The sequence below is a fragment of the Pseudarthrobacter linnaei genome, assembly GCF_055412825.1.
Genome location: NZ_JBVAYX010000004.1, coordinates 118,589 through 136,719, shown reverse-complemented (window position 1 = coordinate 136,719; position 18,131 = coordinate 118,589). Strand labels below are relative to the sequence as shown.

The window sequence follows — 18,131 nt, the reverse complement described above, 5'->3', positions numbered from 1 at the left end:
AGGTGCACAGCGCCAGCCCAGCGACCGGACGCACCACAGGTGACAGCGGGCGGCGCGGCCTGTTTATTCCGGATCAGGCGGACTTGCGGCGCTTGACGTCGTGGGCGATCATCGTGGGCGCGGCCTTCTTGGAGACCACTTCCTCGGTGATGATGACCGTGGCGATGTCGTCGCGGCTGGGCAGGTCGAACATCACCGGGAGCAGGACTTCCTCCATGATGGCGCGGAGCCCGCGGGCTCCGGTGCCGCGTTCGAGCGCCTGGTCCGCGATCGTGTTCAGCGCCTCCTCGTCGAAGACCAGCTCCACGCCGTCAAGCTGGAACATCTTCTGGTACTGCTTCACCAGGGCGTTCTTCGGCGTGGACAGGATCTGGATGAGCGCAGACCGGTCCAGGTTGGAGACCGTGGTGATCACCGGGAGGCGGCCGATGAACTCCGGGATGAGCCCGAACTTCAGCAGGTCCTCGGGCATGACCTCGCCGTAGGAGTCCGCATTGTTCTTGACCTCGTTGAGCGGGGCCCCGAAACCGATGCCCTTGCGCCCGGACCGAGAACCGATGATCTCCTCGAGGCCGGCGAAGGCGCCGGCGACGATGAAGAGCACGTTGGTGGTGTCGATCTGGATGAATTCCTGGTGCGGGTGCTTGCGGCCTCCCTGCGGCGGAACCGAGGCGACGGTGCCCTCGAGGATCTTGAGCAGGGCCTGCTGGACACCCTCGCCCGAGACGTCCCGGGTAATGGAGGGGTTCTCGCTCTTGCGCGAGATCTTGTCGATCTCATCGATGTAGATGATGCCTTGCTCGGCCTTTTTGACGTCGTAGTCGGCGGCCTGGATGAGCTTGAGCAGGATGTTCTCGACGTCCTCGCCGACATAGCCGGCCTCTGTCAGCGCGGTGGCGTCGGCGACGGCGAAGGGGACGTTGAGGCGGCGGGCCAGGGTCTGCGCGAGGTAGGTCTTGCCGCAGCCGGTGGGGCCGATCAGCAGGATGTTGGACTTGGCGATCTCGACGTCGTCGTGATGGACGCCCTCGGCGAGGCTGCCGCTCTTGGGTGCGTGCCCGGCCTGGATGCGCTTGTAGTGGTTGTAGACCGCGACGGCGAGGGAGCGTTTGGCGGGCTCCTGGCCGATCACGTACTCCTGCAGGAAGTCGAAGATCTCGCGGGGCTTGGGCAGCTCAAAACTGCCCAGGTCAGCTACTTCGGCGAGTTCTTCTTCAATGATCTCGTTGCAGAGTTCAATGCACTCGTCGCAGATGTAGACGCCGGGCCCGGCAATGAGCTTCCGAACCTGCTTCTGGCTCTTTCCGCAGAAAGAACACTTCAGCAGATCCGTGCTCTCGCCAATCCGAGCCATATGTGAACCCCTTTAGAATCTTGCTGCCGGCCGTGTTCCACTCCTGCGCAGCGCTGCACCCGTTACTGGAATCACGGACGCGCCTTGGAAGGCGCCAGCCGTGACATGTTCCACTCTAGGTCACTTTGGGCCTGTTGGGTGGAAAGCCGACGCCGGTGCGGCCACAAAAGTGGGCCGCACCGGCGTCGGGTACTGCTTGTGCCGTGATGGCTTGCTACTTGGTGATCGCCTGGGGCTTCATCTTGCGGGAATCCAGCACCTGGTCGATCAGTCCGTACTGCATGGCCTCAGCAGCGGTGAGGATCTTGTCGCGCTCGATGTCGTTGTTGACCTGTTCCGGCGTCCGGCCGGAGTGCTTGGCCAGCGTGTCCTCGAGCCAGGCCCGCATGCGCATGACCTCGGCGGCCTGGATCTCCAGGTCGGAGGCCTGGCCGCCCTGGCCGCCGGAAAGCGAGGGTTGGTGGATCAGCACGCGGGCGTTCGGCAGCGCAAGGCGCTTGCCCGGCGTCCCGGCGGCGAGGAGCACGGCCGCGGCACTGGCGGCCTGGCCGAGGCAGACGGTCTGGATTTCCGGGCGGATGTACGTCATCGTGTCGTAGATCGCTGTCATGGCGGTGAAGGAGCCGCCCGGGGAGTTGATGTAGAGCGTGATGTCGCGGTCCGGGTCGGTGGACTCAAGCACGAGCAGCTGCGCCATCACGTCGTCGGCCGAGGCGTCGTCGACCTGGACACCAAGGAAGATGATCCGGTCCTCGAACAGCTTGGTGTACGGGTCCTGGCGCTTGAAGCCGTAGGGGGTGCGCTCTTCGAACTGCGGCAGCACGTAGCGGCTGCTCGGCAGGTTACCGGCAGTCGAACCGAAGTTGTAGTTCATGTTCATTGCTCCTGAATTCATTGCTATCTACCTGCCGGTCAGTTCTCGGTGGCATCGTCGGTTGAGTCGGTGACTGAGGCGGTGTCGGCGTTGGTACCGCCGCCGCCGGCCACGGATCCCGCGTGCGCCGCGATCTTGTCGAAGAACCCGTATTCGAGGGCGTCCTTGGCCGTGAACCACTTGTCGCGGTCGTTGTCCTTGAGGATGGTCTCGACGCTCTGCCCGGTCTGGTCGGCCGTCAGTTCGGCCATGACCTTCTTCATGTGCAGGATGAGCTCGGCCTGGATCTTGATGTCCGAGGCTGTGCCGCCGATGCCGCCCGAGGGCTGGTGCATCAGGATACGGGCGTTGGGGGTGGCGTAGCGCTTTCCCTTGGTGCCGGAGGAGAGCAGGAACTGTCCCATCGAGGCGGCGAGGCCGGTGGCGACGGTGACGACGTCGTTCGGGATGAACTGCATCGTGTCGTAGATGGCCATACCGGCGGTCACGGAGCCGCCCGGCGAGTTGATGTAGAGGTAGATATCCTTCTCGGGGTTCTCGGCCGAGAGCAGCAGCAGCTGCGAGCAGATCGCGTTGGCGTTCTCGTCGCGGACCTCGGAGCCGAGCCAGATGATGCGCTCTTTCAGCAGGCGGTTGTAAATGTAGTTATCCTGGGCTGCCGGATCGACAGTAGCCATCCGGGGTGCCCCTGCTTGCTGTGACATATGTACTTACCTCTCGCTGGCGACGGTGACGCCACTGGACGACATCACTGAACTTTCCTACATGGACACTAACGGGTTTCCCGGCTCCATTGTGCTCAGGCGCGGGGCTGTTCGCTGACGGCGCACGATTGCCCGGGAGGGTTCATCACCGGCTTAAAAAGCCGCACCCCCGGATCAGTGATCCGGGGGTGCGGCAGGAACTGCGGGAACAGAAAGTGCTAGAACTTCACTGCTGCCGGGTCATCGTTCTTTACGGTCTCGGCTGCTGCTTCCTCGGAAGCGGCGTCCTGGACATCGGGTTCGGTTCCGGCCTCGACCGGTGCCTCTTCGCCGCCGGGGCGGACGAAGTCGCTGAGGTCAACCCTGTTGCCCTCGGTGTCGGTGACCTCGGCCTGGCCCAGGACGACGGCCAGTGCCTTGCGGCGGCGGACCTCGGACACCATCATCGGTACCTGGCCGCTCTGATCGATGATCTGGGCGAACTGGTTCGGGTCCATGCCGTACTGGCCGGCCGTGGTGACGATGTAGTCGATCAGCTCATTCTGGCTGACATTGACTTCTTCCTTCTCGGCGATGGCGTCCAGGATGATCTCGTTCTGGAAGGCGCGCTCCGTGTTGGCCTTGACCTCGGCGCGGTGCTCCTCGGTGTCGTGCTCGCCTTCACCGTGGGCGTTCTCGGCGTTGAAGTGCTGCTCAAGCTGCTCTTCGACGACGGAATCCGGGACGGGGACCGCTACGAGCTCAACGAGCTTGTCGAGGACCTTGTCGCGGGCTTCGACGCCCTGCTCGACGACCTTGGACTCGGCGGCCTGCTTGGCGAGGTCCTCGCGGAGCTCGGCCAGGGTGTCGAATTCAGACGCCAGCTGGGCGAAGTCGTCGTCGGCCTCAGGAAGCTCGCGCTCCTTGACGGACTTGACGACAACCTTGACCTGGGCCGACTCGCCGGCGTGCTCGCCGCCCACGAGGGTGGTGTCGAAGAAGGCGTCCTCGTCGGCGCTGAGACCGGTGACGGCTTCGTCGAGGCCTTCGAGCATGGTGCCGGCGCCGACCTGGTAGGACAGGCCGGTGGCGGAATCAACCTCGGCGCCGTCGATGGTGGCGGTGATGTCGATCGTCAGGAAGTCCTTGTCGGCGGCCGGACGGTCCACGGACTTCAGCGTGCCGAAACGGCCGCGGAGTTCGTCCAGGGCCTTGTCGACGTCGGCGTCGGTGGACTCTGCGGCGGCAACCTCAACCTGGATGCCGGCGTAGTCGGGCAGTTCGATCTCGGGGCGGACGTCAACCTCGGCGTGGAACTTCAGTTCTCCGTCGGTCGCGGACGGGTCCGGAACCTCGGTGATTTCGACCTCGGGACGGCTCAGCGGGCGGATGCCGGTTTCCTGAACGGCTGCCTGGTACCAGCCGTTGAGGCCGTCGTTGATGGCAGTCTCCAGCACGTAGCCGCGGCCAACGCGCTGGTCAATGAGCTTGGAGGGGACCTTGCCCTTGCGGAAGCCGGGGACCTGGATCTGCGAAGCAACAGTCTTGTATGCCTCTGCGATGCTGGGCTTCAATTCCTCAAAGGGGACCTCAACATTGAGCTTGACCCGCGTGGGGGTGAGGTTCTCGACAGCGCTCTTCACAGTCTAAGTACTCCTGGTTTTTAGGGGGTGGGGTTCCGCGCCGCCAAGGGTCTGGCGGTAACTGCAGAGTCGGGGTGACAGGATTTGAACCTGCGACTTCCTGCTCCCAAAGCAGGTGCTCTAGCCAAGCTGAGCTACACCCCGTAAGTGCACAGAACAGTCTACGGTCATACGGCTCCCATTTGCACATTTGACACCGGGGCCCTGAATTAGGTTTAGTTGTATCCGGCTTCAACAGCCGCCCGGAAGCTTTGCAGAGTTCCTGCGAATACCCGGGGACGTAGCTTAATGGTAAAGCCTCAGTCTTCCAAACTGATTACGCGGGTTCGATTCCCGTCGTCCCCTCCGAAATATGACGAAACAGCCCCTCTCCGGAGGGGCTTTTTCGTGCCGCCGACGGACGCCCGGGCGGCTGCCTCCCTTACCCCGCCAAACCCCAGCTCACGCCTGGCAGGACGGGCACCAGTAGAGCTTGCGGGCGCCGAGGTCGGTCAGGGCAACCGGGGTCCCGCAGTTCCGGCAGTCGAGTCCCTGCCGGCGGTAGACGAAGTGGGACTCGTCCGGGGCGGGGAGGCCTCGGGATGTGCCGCCGGGCGGGGCGCCGGCGGGAACGCTCCAGTAGCGCGGGGGTGTGGTGATGATCCGGCCGTCGCGGACGCCGTCGGACATCATGGCGACCGTGTCGTCCCAGAGCCGTACGGCCGCCTCCGCGGACAGTCCCCGTCCCGGCAGCCAGGGGTCCAGGCCCTGCCGGAAGAGCAGCTCGGCGCGGTACACGTTGCCGACGCCGGCGATGACCTTCTGGTCCATCAGCAGGGCCGCGAGCGGTGTGCGTTTGGCCCGGACCGCGGCGGCGAAGGCGTCCCGGTCGCCGGGACGGTTCCGCAGCGGGTCGGGGCCGAGCCGGGCCAGCACGGCTGCCGCCTCGGCTTCCGTGACCGTCTCGCAGGTGGTCGCGCCGCGGAGATCGGCCCAGCCGTGGGTGCCGGCGAGCCGGACGCGGACAGCACCGACCGGGGCGGGCGGGCCTCCGTACCCGGACGGCCCGGCCGTTCCGGCGTCGTCGTCGTAGACCTCCCGCTCCCCCACTTTGCGGGGCGCGCCGATGCTGGAGGCACCCCGGAAGCCGGCGTCGCCGCCGAAGTCCCAGGCGCCGTAGAGACCCAGGTGGACGTGCAACGCCAGCCCGTGCTCGAACTCCAGGAAGAGGTGTTTGCCGTGCGCCGCGGAGCCGGTGAGGGTGTGTCCGTCCAGCAGCGCCGCGCCGTGAACGAAGCGGCCCTGCGGGCTTGACACGGCGAGCCGCTCCCCCGTGAAGACGTCCCCGAACTGGCGGGCCAGCCGGTGGACGGAATGCCCTTCCGGCACTAGTCGATGACCTCGCCGGTGCGCTCGTAGGCGGCAATCTTGCCGATCCGGCGGACGTGGCGCTCGTCGTTGCTGAAGGGTTCGGCCAGGAATGCCTCGATGATTTCCGTGGCCTCCTCGACACTGTGCTGGCGGCCGCCGACGGCGACGACGTTGGCGTCGTTGTGGTCGCGGGCCAGCTTCGCGGTGGACAGGTTCCAGGCCAGCGCCGCGCGGACGCCCTTGACCTTGTTGGCGGCGATCTGCTCGCCGTTGCCGGAGCCGCCGAGGACGATCCCGAGGGCGTGGGTGCCGGCTTCCTGGTCCGCGGCGACCGCGAGCGCGGCGTTGATGCAGAAGGAGGGGTAGTCATCCAGGGCGTCGTAGGTCTTGGGTCCATGGTCGAGGACCTCGTAGCCTTTGGCGCTGAGGTGGCTGACGAGGTGGGCGCTGAGTTCCATGCCGGCGTGGTCGGTGGCGATGTGCACGCGCGGGAGGTCAGTGGGAGTCACGGCGTATCCGTTCAGTTGGGCAGATCAGTGGAGTCACGTGGGCTGCGGGGGCGGTTGCGGGGGCTGTTCCCAGCCTACTAGGGCGCGGGCAGGCGGGCGGGTTCGGCCGCCGGGCGGACTTCACACACCGGCGGCGCCGCCGGGCCGGTGGGCCCGTTCCGCCACCCGTGAGATCACCTGCGCGACGTTGTCCGCCGTGGTGGCGCTTCCGCCGCTGACGGCCAGGGTCCGGCCGTCGGAACGGTCGACGACGACTGCCGGTCCGCTGCTGACGAGCAGCGCCGTCGTGGTCCCGTGGCTGCGGTATCCCCAGCCGCCGTAATCGGCCGCCTTGACCTCTTTCGGCGTCACTCCCTCGATGGCGGCGGCCGGGACGTCCATCACCCTGACGAAGCCGGCGGCGAAGACCCGCAGCCCGCTCCGGTCCACCCGGATGCGGGCGAACAGGCACGCGGCGGCCAGCAGGGCCAGGGCCACGAGGAGGGCAGCGAGCCAGGGCACAGCGATGGTCAGGAGCGCGGCGGGAAGCAGGGTGGCGATCCCGAGCATCACGAAGACCGAGCTGCGGGCATGGACCCACAGGCTCACCGAGTCCAGCGCCAGGTCGGGGTCCAGCTCGCGGGCCAGGGCTTCTGCCATGGCCCGGTCATCGTCCGTGGACCAGCGTTCGTCGGCTTTGAAGACAAAGCCCATAACGACGCCCAGGCCCAGGGCGGCGCCGCTGCCCATGGCGAGAACGGCGACATCCACCTGGGCGTCCGCCGCGTTCGGCAGTCCGAGCTGTCCGACCAGCACGGCGGCAAGGACGGTGGTGACGAACAGGCTCACGAACAGCCCGGCACCCATCATGATCCGGCGCATGACCGCCGGACGGGACAGCGGCACAGCCTGCACCAGCACGGCCCCGCCCAACAGCACGATCATGGCCGCACCGACGCCGACGACCGCGCCGAACGGCGCGAAGTCCGCGGCGGCGCCCGCGGCCCACCGCACGGCCAGCGGCTCGGGCAGGTCGGAGCGGAGCAGGACAGCGCACCCCACAAACGCGGCGGCGAGCACCAGCGGGAACCCCACGGCGAAGCGCAGCGCCCGAACGTCTACGGAGTCCCGAAGCTTTCCCATATCCCCAACGCTACCCCCGGCGGTTCGGCCTTAGTACCGTGGTGTGACCGAGGCTACTTGCCAAGCGCCGCAGAAGTGAAAGAATGGTTTCACACTACCGAGTTTTCCCATCCCCACGCATCCCTGGAGGCCCAACTTTGCCCGGAATGAACCTGACGCGCGCCGAAGCACGCGAGCGCGCCGAACTGATCGCCGTCGACTCCTACGAGGTCGAGCTTGACCTGACCCGCGGGGAGAAAGTCTTCGGCACCACCACCGCCGTGAAGTTCACGGCCAGGCCGGGGTCCTCGACGTTCATCGACGCCGTCACCAACGCCGTGCAGAGTGTGACCCTGAACGGCCGTGAGCTGGACCCGGCCGAGGTGTCCGACGGGATCCGCATCCAGCTGCCGGACCTGGCGGCGGACAACGAGCTGCTGGTCGTTGCCGAGGCCCCGTACATGAACACGGGCGAGGGGCTGCACCGCTTCGTGGACCCGGTGGACCACGAGGTGTACCTGTACACACAGTTCGAGGTGCCGGATTCCCGGCGGATGTTCGCCGTGTTTGAGCAGCCCGACCTGAAGGCCAGCTTCACGTTCACGGTGATTGCCCCCTCGCACTGGGACATCGTGTCCAACTCCCCTACCCCGGTGCCGGTCGAGACCATCCCCGGCACCGACGGCGGCGCCCGCTCCGTCTGGGAATTCACCCCCACGCCGCGGCTCTCCTCCTACGTCACGGCCCTGATCGCGGGCCCGTACCAGTCCGTCCGCAGCGAAGTGGTCTCCGCTGACGGGAAAGTCACCCCGCTGGGCGTCTTCGCGCGCAAGTCGCTGATGCAGTACCTCGACGCCGACAACATCTTCGAACTCACCCGCCAGGGCTTCGAGTTCTTCGAGGCACAGTTCGGCTGCCCGTACCCGTTCGAGAAGTACGACCAGCTCTTCGTGCCGGAGTTCAATGCCGGCGCCATGGAAAACGCCGGGGCGGTGACCATCCTGGAGGGCTATGTCTTCCGCAGCAAGGTCACCGACGCCCAGGTGGAGCGCCGCGCCATCACCGTGCTGCATGAGCTGGCCCACATGTGGTTCGGGGATCTCGTGACGATGCGCTGGTGGAACGACCTCTGGCTCAACGAGTCCTTCGCCGAATACATGTCCCACCTGGCCGCGGTGGAGAACACCAGGTTCGACCGTGCCTGGACCACCTTCGCCTCGGTGGAGAAGTCCTGGGCCTACCGCCAGGACCAGCTCCCGACCACCCACCCGATCTTCGCCGAGATCAACGACCTGGAGGACGTCGAGGTGAACTTCGACGGCATCACCTATGCCAAGGGCGCCTCGGTGCTCCGCCAGCTGGTGGCGTGGGTGGGTCCGGAGGAGTTCATGGCCGGCGTCCGCGAGTACTTCCGCAAGCACGCCTGGCAGAACACCGAGCTCAGCGACCTGATGGCCGAGCTGGAAAAGGCCAGCGGCAGGGACCTGGACCAATGGGGCCAGCTCTGGCTGGAGACCGCCGGCGTCAACACGCTCAAGCCCGAACTCAGCGTGGGTGACGACGGGATGATCTCCTCCTTCGCGATCCTGCAGTCCGCCACCGAAGCCCAGCCCACCATCCGCCCGCACCGGCTCGCGGTCGGCTTCTACAACCTCACCGCCGCCGGGAAGCTCGAACGCGTCCACCGCGCGGAGCTCGACGTCGACGGCGGGCGCACCGAGGTGCCGTCGCTGGCCGGGCTGGCCCAGCCGGACCTGATCCTGCTCAACGACGACGACCTCGCCTACGCCAAGGTCCGCCTCGACCCGAAGTCCCTCGCCACGGCCACGGCGCACCTGAAGGACTTCAGCCAGAGCCTTCCCCGGACCCTGGTGTGGGGGTCGGCCTGGGATGCGGCCCGCGACGGCGAAACCCCGGCCCGCCGATACGTGGAGCTGATCCTGGCCAACATCGCCGAGGAGTCCGACTCCTCGGTAATCCAGGTCCAGCTGCGCCAGCTCGCCACGACACTGAACTTTTATGTGGCTCCGGACCACAAGGAGGCCACCGCGGTGGCCGCCGTCGACCGGCTCTGGGAGCTGGCCTCCAGCGTCCCGGCAGGCTCCGACGTGCAGCTGCAGTTCGTCAAGTCCTATGCCCTGCTGGCCCGCAGCGCAGGACAGCTGGACACCGTCTCCGCGTTGCTGGAGGGAGGCCTGACGCTGGAGGGCCTCACCGTGGACCAGGACCTGCGCTGGGAACTGGTCACCTCCCTCGTCGCCGGCGGCCGCGCCGGGCAAGAGCAGATCGACGCCGAACTCGCGCACGACAACACCGCCACCGGGCAGAACGCGGCGGCCCTCGCCAAGGCCGCCATTCCAACGCCCGAGGCCAAGGCCGCGGCCTGGGACTCCATTGTGGTCAAGGGCGAGCTGTCCAATGCCCTCCAGGGCTCGGCCGTCAGCGGCTTCACCCGGGTGCTGGACACCGCCCTGCTGGAGCCGTACGCCGGGAAGTACTTCGCCGCGGTCCCGGGCATCGTCAGGGAGCGCACGCACGCGCTGGCCCAGCAGATCGTCGTCGGGCTCTACCCGGCGCAACTGACCACGCAGGCGACCGTGGACCGCACGGACGAGTTCCTGGCCTCGCTGCCGGAGGACAGCGCGGCCCTGCGGCGGATGATGCTGGAGAACCGCGACGGCGTGGCCCGCGCGCTGCGCGCCCGCCACGCCGACGTCGGCTAAAAGCGCCGGTCCCGGGGCCCCGCCCACCGGGCCCACAGCCCGTGCAGCGCGCAGCAAAAGGCCGTTTTGGACGCCCAGAGCGGCCTTTGCTACGAGTCAGTGGGGCGGGGACGTGTCCTAGGCTGAAGCCATGAGCCTCGACGAGCACCGCTATGCGCTGACAGTCCGCTGGACCGGGAACCTGGGCGAGGGGACGGCGTCCTACCGCGGCTATTCACGCGACCACGACATCGAGATTCCCGGGCTGCCGGTCCTGCACGGTTCCGCGGATCCGACGTTCCACGGCGACCGCACCCGCTACAACCCGGAACAGCTGCTGCTGGCCGCCCTGTCCCAGTGCCACATGCTGTCCTTCCTGCATGTGGCGGTGAAGCACGGCGTGGTGGTCACGGGGTATGAGGACCGGGCCGAGGGGCTGATGCGGACCAACCGTGACGGCAGCGGACAGTTTGAATCGGTCACGCTGAAGCCCCGGGTCACGCTGGCGGCGCCGGTGGCGGAGGAGCTCCTGGAGGAACTCCACGCCGGGGCGAACCGGGTCTGCTTCATCGCCCGGAGCGTCAACTTCCCCGTGCTGCACGAACCAAGCACGGTGCCCGGAGGCCAGGGCCCCTAACGCAGTGCCCGGTACTAGGCCAGGATCCGGCGTTCGGTCTCCGGGCTCATCCCGGCCCTGCGTTCGCGGCCGAGCCCCCGGCGGCGTTCGTCCGCCAGGGTGTCCCGCAGCGTGTCCGTCCAGGGCCGGGTGAGCAAGCCGGCGTCCCGGGCCGCGGCACTGCTGCGGGTCGCGAAGCCCTCATGGCCCGGCGGCAGCCACAACGGCAGCGAGTCGGGACCGGCCCAGTAGTTCGCCCCGCGGGACACCAGCCAGTCCTCCGGAGCGGCGACCACCTCGGCGGAAGCGCCGGTGAGCTGACGCGCCGCCTCGATATATTCGGCGAACGGCACCGGCTCCCCCACAGCGTTCAGCGCCCCCGTCGTCCCGTTCCCGGCGGCTGTGAGGATCCAGGCCGCGAGGTCGCGGACGTCGATGATCTGGATGGCGTCCGTGGGGATGTCCGGGACCAGGACGGGATCCGCGTCCCGGGCGAAGCGGGCGGGCCAGTACCCGTAGCGGTCCGAGCCGTCACCCGGGCCCCCGATCAGCCCGGCCCGGCAGATATGGGCCCGGTCCCCGGCGAGTTCCGTGGTCCAGTACTCGATGGCTGCCTTGGCTTCGCCGTAGTTCCCGGCGCTGAGGTCCGTCCCGGGCGGGAGCGGCGCCAGGACGCCGGCGGCTTCGTCCGCCCCGGCCACGGAGTGGTCTGTGTAGACGGAGCAGCTGGAGATAAAGGTCCAGTGCCGGGCGGCGCCGGCCAGCGCCTCGAGTCCCTCCCGCGCCTGGCCGGGGTCCCGCGATACGTCGACGACGGCGTCCCAGGCCCCGTCGGATTCGGCCGCCCCGCGGGCGGCCGCATACGCGGCGGCGCCCTCCGAGCGGTCCGCCCGCAGCCAGGTGGCGCCGTCCGGGGGCGCGGAAACGGTCCCGCGCGCCAGGCAGGTGACATCGTGGCCCGCGGCCAGGGCCTGCCGGGCCATCTCAGCAGACAGGAAGGCCGTGCCTCCGAGAACCAGGATGCGCATGGGGCCACGCTACGGCGCTAATGTTGAATGAGACCAGAGCGTTATGCGCCCGGCGAACGCCGGCCGCCTCCCATGACGTCCAGCCCGGCGATACCGGCCGGCAGCAGAAACGCAGCACAAGGAGTACCCCCGACGATGTACCGCATGACCACGACCGACCCCATCACCCCTCCGGACATGTCAGCCATCAACGTGCCGGGGGTCCTCATCAGTCTGGGGGTCGGCGTCGCCGTGTGGCTGGTGGCGTCCTTCGTGATCGCCGGAATCACCAAGCGCGTCGCCGCGGGCAGCACCATGTTCAAGAAACCGGGCTTCCGCTGGGTGGCCCCCGCCTTCCGCGCCCTGGACCACGAGCGCCGGGTCCAGCGGGCCCACACCATCGGTGCGCTGCTCACCAGCGTGGTCAGCGTGACCGTGGCCCTCCTCACCGCCATGTACGTGCTCAACAACCTGAACGTGAACATTGCGCCGATCCTGACCAGCGTCGGAATCCTCGGAATCGCCATCGGCTTCGGCGCCCAGCAGCTGATCCGCGACTTCCTGGCCGGCATCTTCATCACCATGGAGGACCAGTACGGGATCGGCGACATCATCGAGACCTCCGAAGTGGTGGGCACGGTCGAGGCCATGAACCTGCGGATTACCCGGGTCCGGGCGGAGGACGGCGCCATCTGGTACCTGCGCAACGGTGAAATCCTGCGGGTGGGGAACCGTTCCCAGGGCACCTACAATCCGCCCGTCACGGCGGCGGGGGACGAGGCCGACAGCGCACCCCAGCAGAAGGCCGGAGAATAGAACCATGACGATTCCCAGCGCCGGCGAACCCCGCCAACCCCAGCAGCTGCTGCAGAACGACCCGTTCACCCAGCCCGGCTACACGGACAACTTCTACGACGCCGTGGGCGGCCACGAGACCTTCGTGAAGCTCGTCGATGTCTTCTACGACGGCGTGGCGACTGACCCGTTGCTGCGGCCGATGTACCCGGAGGAGGACCTCGGCCCCGCCAAGCGGCGCTTCCTGATGTTCCTTGAGCAGTACTGGGGCGGTCCGACGACGTACGGCGAGGAGCGCGGCCACCCGCGGCTGAGGATGCGCCACGTGCCCTTCCGGGTCACCCCGGAGGCCAAGGAACGGTGGCTGTTCCACATGCGCACCGCGGTGGACGCCCTGGAGCTGCCCCCGCTGCACGAGGGGACTCTCTGGGACTACATGGAGCGGGCGGCTCTTTCCATGGTGAACAGCCCCTCCGGAGCCTGAGGCCGGTCCCGAACAGAACGGCGCGTCCCTCGTGGACAGGTGATCAGCGCCGCCTTTGCCCCGCGGCCAGTGCGGAGCGCCCGTTCCCGGCGGCATGCACGAGGAAGGCGATCACAAGGAACCCGGCCAGCACCTGCGCGGTCGTCGCCAGCGCGGCCGGCCAGCCGCCGTCGAGCGTCGGATCGAGGAAGTCGTAGACATACCAGCCGTCAATCGCACCGCGCACCCAGGAGAAGACGAGGAAGGCGGCGGGGTAGCTGAGCCAGAGAACCGGCCGCCACCAGTTTCCGCGGACGGTCCGGGTCACGAGCAACCAGTCGAGCGTGACGAACAGCGGAGCCAGCCGGTGGTGCGCGAGCTGGGGCCAGTACATGTCCCAGCTCCACCACGGCTCGTCCGGCGGCGCCACGAGCGCCGCGTAAATGATGCCGGTCATCACCAGATAGAAGACCAGCGCGCCGAACAGGTGGTCCCACCGCTCCGGCAGCCGGGTCCGGGGCTGGGCGGCGGACGCGATGAGCACAGCCCCGAGGACGAGGTTGGACTGGACAGTGAATTCCGAATAGAGCTGGAAGATGTCCACGTCGCTGCCCGGAAGCGTCGCGTCGTACGTCTTTTGGGCCAGGGCGACGAGCACGAAGGCGCCGACCGCGAACCGGAGCATGCGGATCCAGTTGCGGTCCGGATGCAGCGCATCATGAAGCCGAGGTGTCGCTCGACCGGGGGATCCAGCATCGATACGCCGCTCGTGCGCCCAGTCAATCAGGCCGGCCGCCGCTGTCGAAGGACCTAAAGTCCCGAACCGGTGCGGGCCAGGACGTGCCCGCGGGCCCCGCTGAGCCGGAACCAGAGTCCGGCCCGGAAGAGCTGCTGTTCGCCGTCGGCGAGGAAGCCGAGGGTGAGGGCCGCGAACGCGGCGCCCAGCGGAAGCCCGGCGGCGCCCGGCAGGTCCCGGCCCCAGACCATGGCGCGGGCGTTGTTGACGATCAGCGCGCCGGGTTTGTCCGGGATGATGGCGGCGATCTCGGTGATGCCCGCTTCGGCGGACTTGCGCAGCCCGGCGTCCGGCAGCGCGGCGACGGACTCCCACCCGGTGCGGGGCGCACCAACGCCAGCCCAGGATTCGGTGACGGTTACCGGGGGCAGGGGCAGCTCGACGTCGTTCTCCCCCGCGCGTGCCAGCCGGTCCAGCACCGCCGAGATCGGGACGGTGACATCAGTGTCCGCCGGCTGCGCCAGGGCCATGGTCCGCAGCCCGAGGATCGTCGGTGTCGATTCCCCCAGCAGCCGCGGCCGCAGCACGCACACGTAAGCGGCGAGCACCGCGCCGGACGCCTGAAGGCGGATGGCGCCGTCGTCGATGGACCTGGCACGGGTGGCGAAGGTGCGCAGATCGGCGAGGTCGCGGGGATCGGTGAACTGCAGGGGCTGGGTGAGGAGGTCAGACACAATATCGACTCTACCGGCTGTGCCTCTTTGGGGCGGCGCCAGAGGGCCGTCTAGAGTCGAACCATGACTGAAGACGAAGCCGGATTGCAGGGACCGCCGGCACAGGACCCCACCTCCTCGCTCCTCCAACTGCTGAACCTCGGCGAGCTGGAGGGTGCCCGGACGGACGAGGACATCTTTATGGGTCCCTCGCAGCAGCAGCCCCGGCACCGCGTCTTCGGAGGCCAGGTGCTTGCCCAGTCGCTGATCGCCGGGAGCCGGACGGTTCCAGAGGGGCGGGGTGTGCATTCGATGCACGGATACTTCCTGCGCCCGGGGGACGCCAACAAGCCGATCACCTTCGGCGTCCAGCGGCTGCGGGACGGCCGTTCTTTTTCGGCGCGGCGGGTCCACGCGTACCAGGAGGGCATGCCCATCCTGTCCATGATCGCGTCGTTCCAGGACGAGGACGAGGGAATCGAGCACCAGTCCGAGATGCCGGCCGGCATTCCCGGGCCGGAGTCACTGCCCAGCACGGCGGACCTGCTGGGCAAGTATGACCACCCCGTGGCACGCCACTGGGCCTACGAGCGGCCCTTCGACATCCGGCACGTCGATCCGGCCCTGTACGTCTCGGCGAAGGGCGACAAGGAACCGCGCAATGCCGTCTGGATGAAGACGTTCGGGCCAATCCCGGACGATCCGGAACTGCACCGTGCCGCTCTGGCCTACGCGAGCGACTACACCATTCTGGAGTCCATCCTCCGCAAGCACGGGATGAGCTGGATTACCCCGGGCATGTCGGTGGCGAGCCTGGATCACGCCATGTGGTGGCACCGGCCGGTCCGGGTGGACGAGTGGCTGCTCTACGTGCAGGAATCCCCCAGTGCCCAGGGCGCCCGCGGGCTGGCGACCGGCAAGATCTTCAGCCGCGACGGACTGCATGTGGCCACCGTGGCGCAGGAAGGCATGATCCGGGTTCCTACGGACCTCAAGAACAAGGTGAAGGGCGCCGTCCAGTCCAAGGTCCTGCAGCACCAGATGCGCAGGGCAGAACGCGGCTGATCCGCCATGGATCCTGCACGCGGGATCCACTGCGCCCCGGATCCTTCCCGCCGACGACAAACGAAAGGCCGGCTCCCCCCGTGGGGAGCCGGCCTTTTCTGTTCCGCGCTTTGTGCCTTGCGGGCTTAGTCGCGGGTGAGGCGGCGGTGGGTCACGCGGTGCGGCTTGGCCGCATCCGCGCCCAGGCGCTCGATCTTGTTCTCCTCGTAGGATTCGAAGTTGCCCTCGAACCAGTACCACTTCGAGGGGTTTTCCTCGTCGCCTTCGTAGGCGAGGATGTGGGTGGCCACCCGGTCCAGGAACCAGCGGTCGTGCGAGACCACAACGGCGCAGCCCGGGAATTCGAGCAGGGCGTTTTCGAGGCTGCTAAGCGTTTCGACGTCAAGGTCGTTAGTGGGCTCATCGAGAAGCAGCAGGTTTCCGCCCTGTTTGAGGGTCAGCGCGAGGTTCAGGCGGTTGCGCTCACCACCGGAGAGCACCCCGGCCTTCTTTTGCTGGTCCGGGCCCTTGAAGCCGAAAGCGGCTACGTAGGCGCGCGACGGCATTTCGACGTGGCCGACCTGGATGTAATCGAGTCCGTCCGAGACAACTTCCCAGAGGGTCTTGTTCGGGTCGATGCCGCCGCGGCTCTGGTCGGCGTAGGAGATCTTGACGGAGTCACCGATCTTCAGCTCGCCGCCGTCGAGCGGCTCGAGCCCGACGATGGTCTTGAACAACGTGGTCTTGCCGACGCCGTTGGGGCCGATGACACCGACGATGCCGTTGCGCGGCAGGGTGAAGGACAGCCCGTCAATCAGGGTGCGGTCCTCGAAGCCCTTCTGCAGGTTCTTCGCTTCCAGGACGAGGCCGCCCAGGCGCGGACCCGGCGGGATCTGGATCTCTTCGAAGTCCAGCTTCCGGGTGCGGTCGGCTTCGGCAGCCATTTCCTCGTAGCGGGCCAGGCGGGCCTTGGACTTGGTCTGGCGGCCCTTGGCGTTGGAACGGACCCACTCGAGTTCCTCGGTGAGGCGCTTGGCCTGCTTGGCGTCCTTCTTGCCCTGGACTTCCAGGCGGGCGCGCTTCTTCTCGAGGTACGTGGAGTAGTTGCCCTCGTACGGGTACAGGTGGCCGCGGTCCACTTCGGCGATCCACTCGGCCACGTGGTCGAGGAAGTACCGGTCGTGGGTGACGGCGAGGACGGCGCCGGGGTAGCTGGAGAGGTGCTGCTCAAGCCAGAGCACGCTCTCGGCATCCAGGTGGTTGGTGGGCTCGTCAAGGAGCAGCAGGTCCGGCTTCTGGAGCAGGAGCTTGCAGAGGGCGACGCGGCGGCGCTCACCACCGGAGAGCAGGGTGACGTCCGCTTCCGGCGGCGGGCAGCGGAGGGCGTCCATGGCCTGCTCGAGCTGGGAGTCGAGATCCCAGGCGTCGGCGGCGTCGATCGCCTCCTGCAGCTGACCCATTTCCTCAAGGAGGACATCGTAGTCAGCGTCGGGGCTGGCCATCTCTTCGGAGATCGCGTTGAAGCGCTGGATCTTGCCGATGATCTCGCCGACACCTTCCTGGACGTTGCCCAGGACGGTCTTGTCCTCGTTCAGCGGCGGTTCCTGCAGCAGGATGCCGACTGTGTAGCCGGGACTGAGCCGGGCCTCACCGTTTGAGGGAGTGTCCAGTCCGGCCATGATCTTGAGAATGGTGGACTTGCCTGCACCATTCGGGCCGACGACGCCAATCTTGGCCCCCGGGAAGAAGGACATGCTTACGTCATCGAGGATAAGTTTTTCGCCAACGGCCTTACGGGCCTTGGTCATTGTGTAAATAAATTCCGCCATGCCTACAAATCTAGTGGTTCTGCCGGGATAACTCACATTCAGGCCGGCGGCATCCACCACCTGCCGCGGCCCGGAGCCGGCCCCACGGGGCGTGACGCCGGCGCTGCCCGTTCAGGCCGCCGCCCCTTTCAGTTCGCCGGTTTCCTCATCGAGTTCCTCCTCTTCGCCGCTGATGTCGTCGACGAACACACCGTGGGCGGCGGGCACACCGACGTCGTCGTTGTTCTCGTCGTTGTTCTCGTCGTAGTCCTGGTCGCCCTCCTCGATCCCCTCACGGTTGCCGTCCGGCGGGAGCGCCGTCTGGCCCGACGGGCCCGCAGCGGCCTGCGGACCACTGGCGGCCGTGCGGATGAAGTTGGCGGAACCCCACATGAGGTCGTGGCCGACAGAGTCGGCGTCGATTTCAGCCGAGTGATAGACCCGGCCGTCATGTTCCCAGCTCCTCAATTTGAGCCGTCCGACGACGATGACCTTCTGGCCCTTCTTGACGCTGCAACCGATGTTTCCGGCCAACTGCCGGTACCCCTGGACCGTGAACCAGTTGGTGTTCCCGTCAATCCAGGCGTTCGCCGCGCGGTCGTAGCGCCGTTCGGTGGAACCCAGCCGGAAGTTCGCCGTCGCCACACCGCCGGGCGTCGTCGAGCTCTTGGGCTCCGTGGCAACGAAGCCACGGACCGTGATGTTGTCACTCATGCTCATGTCCTCTCTTGAA

Annotated in this window: 17 protein-coding genes and 2 tRNA genes; 6 read left to right on the top strand and 13 right to left on the bottom strand. The window is 67.4% G+C overall.

Annotated features, from left to right (window positions below; all coding sequences use genetic code 11):
* Nucleotides 1–73 precede the first annotated feature (73 nt).
* The 5 genes from clpX to ACZYZ3_RS05810 all read right to left on the bottom strand — a co-directional run bounded on the left by clpX (nt 74) and on the right by ACZYZ3_RS05810 (nt 4,698).
* Nucleotides 74–1,354 carry an ATP-dependent Clp protease ATP-binding subunit ClpX gene (gene clpX / locus ACZYZ3_RS05830; RefSeq protein ID WP_463962883.1) on the bottom strand — a complete coding sequence of 427 codons (1,281 nt, stop codon included), beginning with the start codon at nt 1,352–1,354 and terminating at the stop codon, nt 74–76.
* A gap of 214 nt (nt 1,355–1,568) precedes the next feature.
* The gene (locus tag ACZYZ3_RS05825; RefSeq protein WP_282380489.1) at nt 1,569–2,228 is read right to left on the bottom strand and encodes an ATP-dependent Clp protease proteolytic subunit; all 660 of its coding nucleotides are present in this window, start codon (nt 2,226–2,228) and stop codon (nt 1,569–1,571) included.
* Nucleotides 2,229–2,266: 38 nt separating this feature from the next.
* Nucleotides 2,267–2,905: an ATP-dependent Clp protease proteolytic subunit gene (locus ACZYZ3_RS05820; protein WP_463962882.1), complete on the bottom strand. Its 639-nt coding sequence runs from the start codon at nt 2,903–2,905 to the stop codon at nt 2,267–2,269.
* Between the two features lie 245 nt (nt 2,906–3,150).
* Nucleotides 3,151–4,554, bottom strand: coding sequence for a trigger factor (tig, locus tag ACZYZ3_RS05815; protein ID WP_463962881.1), 1,404 nt, complete (start codon nt 4,552–4,554; stop codon nt 3,151–3,153).
* A 69-nt stretch (nt 4,555–4,623) separates the two neighbouring features.
* Nucleotides 4,624–4,698 (bottom strand) — tRNA-Pro (locus tag ACZYZ3_RS05810).
* A 130-nt stretch (nt 4,699–4,828) separates the two neighbouring features.
* Here ACZYZ3_RS05810 and ACZYZ3_RS05805 point away from each other — a divergent pair.
* A tRNA-Gly gene (locus ACZYZ3_RS05805) sits at nt 4,829–4,899 on the top strand.
* A gap of 96 nt (nt 4,900–4,995) precedes the next feature.
* Here ACZYZ3_RS05805 and ACZYZ3_RS05800 read toward each other — a convergent pair.
* From ACZYZ3_RS05800 to ACZYZ3_RS05790, 3 genes are all read right to left on the bottom strand, one after another.
* Nucleotides 4,996–5,922, bottom strand: coding sequence for an Fpg/Nei family DNA glycosylase (locus ACZYZ3_RS05800; RefSeq protein WP_463962880.1), 927 nt, complete (start codon nt 5,920–5,922; stop codon nt 4,996–4,998).
* Entirely contained in the window at nt 5,922–6,413 is a 492-nt protein-coding gene (locus ACZYZ3_RS05795; RefSeq protein ID WP_463962879.1) for a ribose-5-phosphate isomerase, read from the bottom strand. The genes ACZYZ3_RS05800 and ACZYZ3_RS05795 overlap by 1 nt, the downstream gene beginning before the upstream one ends.
* Nucleotides 6,414–6,533: 120 nt before the next feature.
* Nucleotides 6,534–7,535 carry a hypothetical protein gene (locus ACZYZ3_RS05790; protein ID WP_463962878.1) on the bottom strand — a complete coding sequence of 334 codons (1,002 nt, stop codon included), beginning with the start codon at nt 7,533–7,535 and terminating at the stop codon, nt 6,534–6,536.
* Between the two features lie 146 nt (nt 7,536–7,681).
* Between ACZYZ3_RS05790 and pepN the strand changes: the two genes are divergently transcribed.
* Both pepN and ACZYZ3_RS05780 read left to right on the top strand, forming a co-directional pair.
* Nucleotides 7,682–10,237 (top strand): aminopeptidase N, encoded by a 2,556-nt coding sequence (pepN, locus tag ACZYZ3_RS05785; RefSeq protein ID WP_463962877.1) that lies wholly within the window; start codon nt 7,682–7,684, stop codon nt 10,235–10,237.
* A 130-nt stretch (nt 10,238–10,367) separates the two neighbouring features.
* On the top strand, nt 10,368–10,853 hold the full coding sequence (locus ACZYZ3_RS05780; RefSeq protein WP_463962876.1) for an OsmC family protein: 486 nt from the start codon (nt 10,368–10,370) through the stop codon (nt 10,851–10,853).
* Nucleotides 10,854–10,867: 14 nt separating this feature from the next.
* Here the strand turns inward: ACZYZ3_RS05780 and ACZYZ3_RS05775 are convergent, their stop codons facing one another.
* On the bottom strand, nt 10,868–11,860 hold the full coding sequence (locus ACZYZ3_RS05775) for an NAD-dependent epimerase/dehydratase family protein (protein ID WP_463962875.1): 993 nt from the start codon (nt 11,858–11,860) through the stop codon (nt 10,868–10,870).
* 135 nt (nt 11,861–11,995) lie between these two features.
* On the opposite strand from ACZYZ3_RS05775, the gene ACZYZ3_RS05770 reads away from it, so the two are divergent.
* Nucleotides 11,996–12,655 (top strand): mechanosensitive ion channel family protein, encoded by a 660-nt coding sequence (locus ACZYZ3_RS05770; protein ID WP_463962874.1) that lies wholly within the window; start codon nt 11,996–11,998, stop codon nt 12,653–12,655.
* Between the two features lie 4 nt (nt 12,656–12,659).
* Nucleotides 12,660–13,118 carry a globin gene (locus ACZYZ3_RS05765; RefSeq protein ID WP_463962873.1) on the top strand — a complete coding sequence of 153 codons (459 nt, stop codon included), beginning with the start codon at nt 12,660–12,662 and terminating at the stop codon, nt 13,116–13,118.
* A 43-nt stretch (nt 13,119–13,161) separates the two neighbouring features.
* Here the strand turns inward: ACZYZ3_RS05765 and ACZYZ3_RS05760 are convergent, their stop codons facing one another.
* Nucleotides 13,162–13,782, bottom strand: a complete 621-nt coding sequence (locus ACZYZ3_RS05760) for a Pr6Pr family membrane protein (RefSeq protein WP_463962872.1) — start codon at nt 13,780–13,782, stop codon at nt 13,162–13,164.
* Nucleotides 13,783–13,907: 125 nt separating this feature from the next.
* The gene (locus ACZYZ3_RS05755; RefSeq protein WP_463962871.1) at nt 13,908–14,567 is read right to left on the bottom strand and encodes a DUF8185 domain-containing protein; all 660 of its coding nucleotides are present in this window, start codon (nt 14,565–14,567) and stop codon (nt 13,908–13,910) included.
* Between the two features lie 63 nt (nt 14,568–14,630).
* Between ACZYZ3_RS05755 and ACZYZ3_RS05750 the strand changes: the two genes are divergently transcribed.
* Entirely contained in the window at nt 14,631–15,611 is a 981-nt protein-coding gene (locus ACZYZ3_RS05750; RefSeq protein ID WP_463962870.1) for an acyl-CoA thioesterase, read from the top strand.
* A gap of 125 nt (nt 15,612–15,736) precedes the next feature.
* On the opposite strand, the gene ettA is transcribed toward ACZYZ3_RS05750, so the two are convergent.
* Together ettA and ssb are read right to left on the bottom strand one after the other, a co-directional pair.
* Nucleotides 15,737–17,419, bottom strand: coding sequence for an energy-dependent translational throttle protein EttA (gene ettA / locus ACZYZ3_RS05745; protein ID WP_463962869.1), 1,683 nt, complete (start codon nt 17,417–17,419; stop codon nt 15,737–15,739).
* Nucleotides 17,420–17,530: 111 nt separating this feature from the next.
* Nucleotides 17,531–18,112, bottom strand: a complete 582-nt coding sequence (ssb, locus tag ACZYZ3_RS05740; protein WP_463962868.1) for a single-stranded DNA-binding protein — start codon at nt 18,110–18,112, stop codon at nt 17,531–17,533.
* Nucleotides 18,113–18,131: the final 19 nt, after the last annotated feature.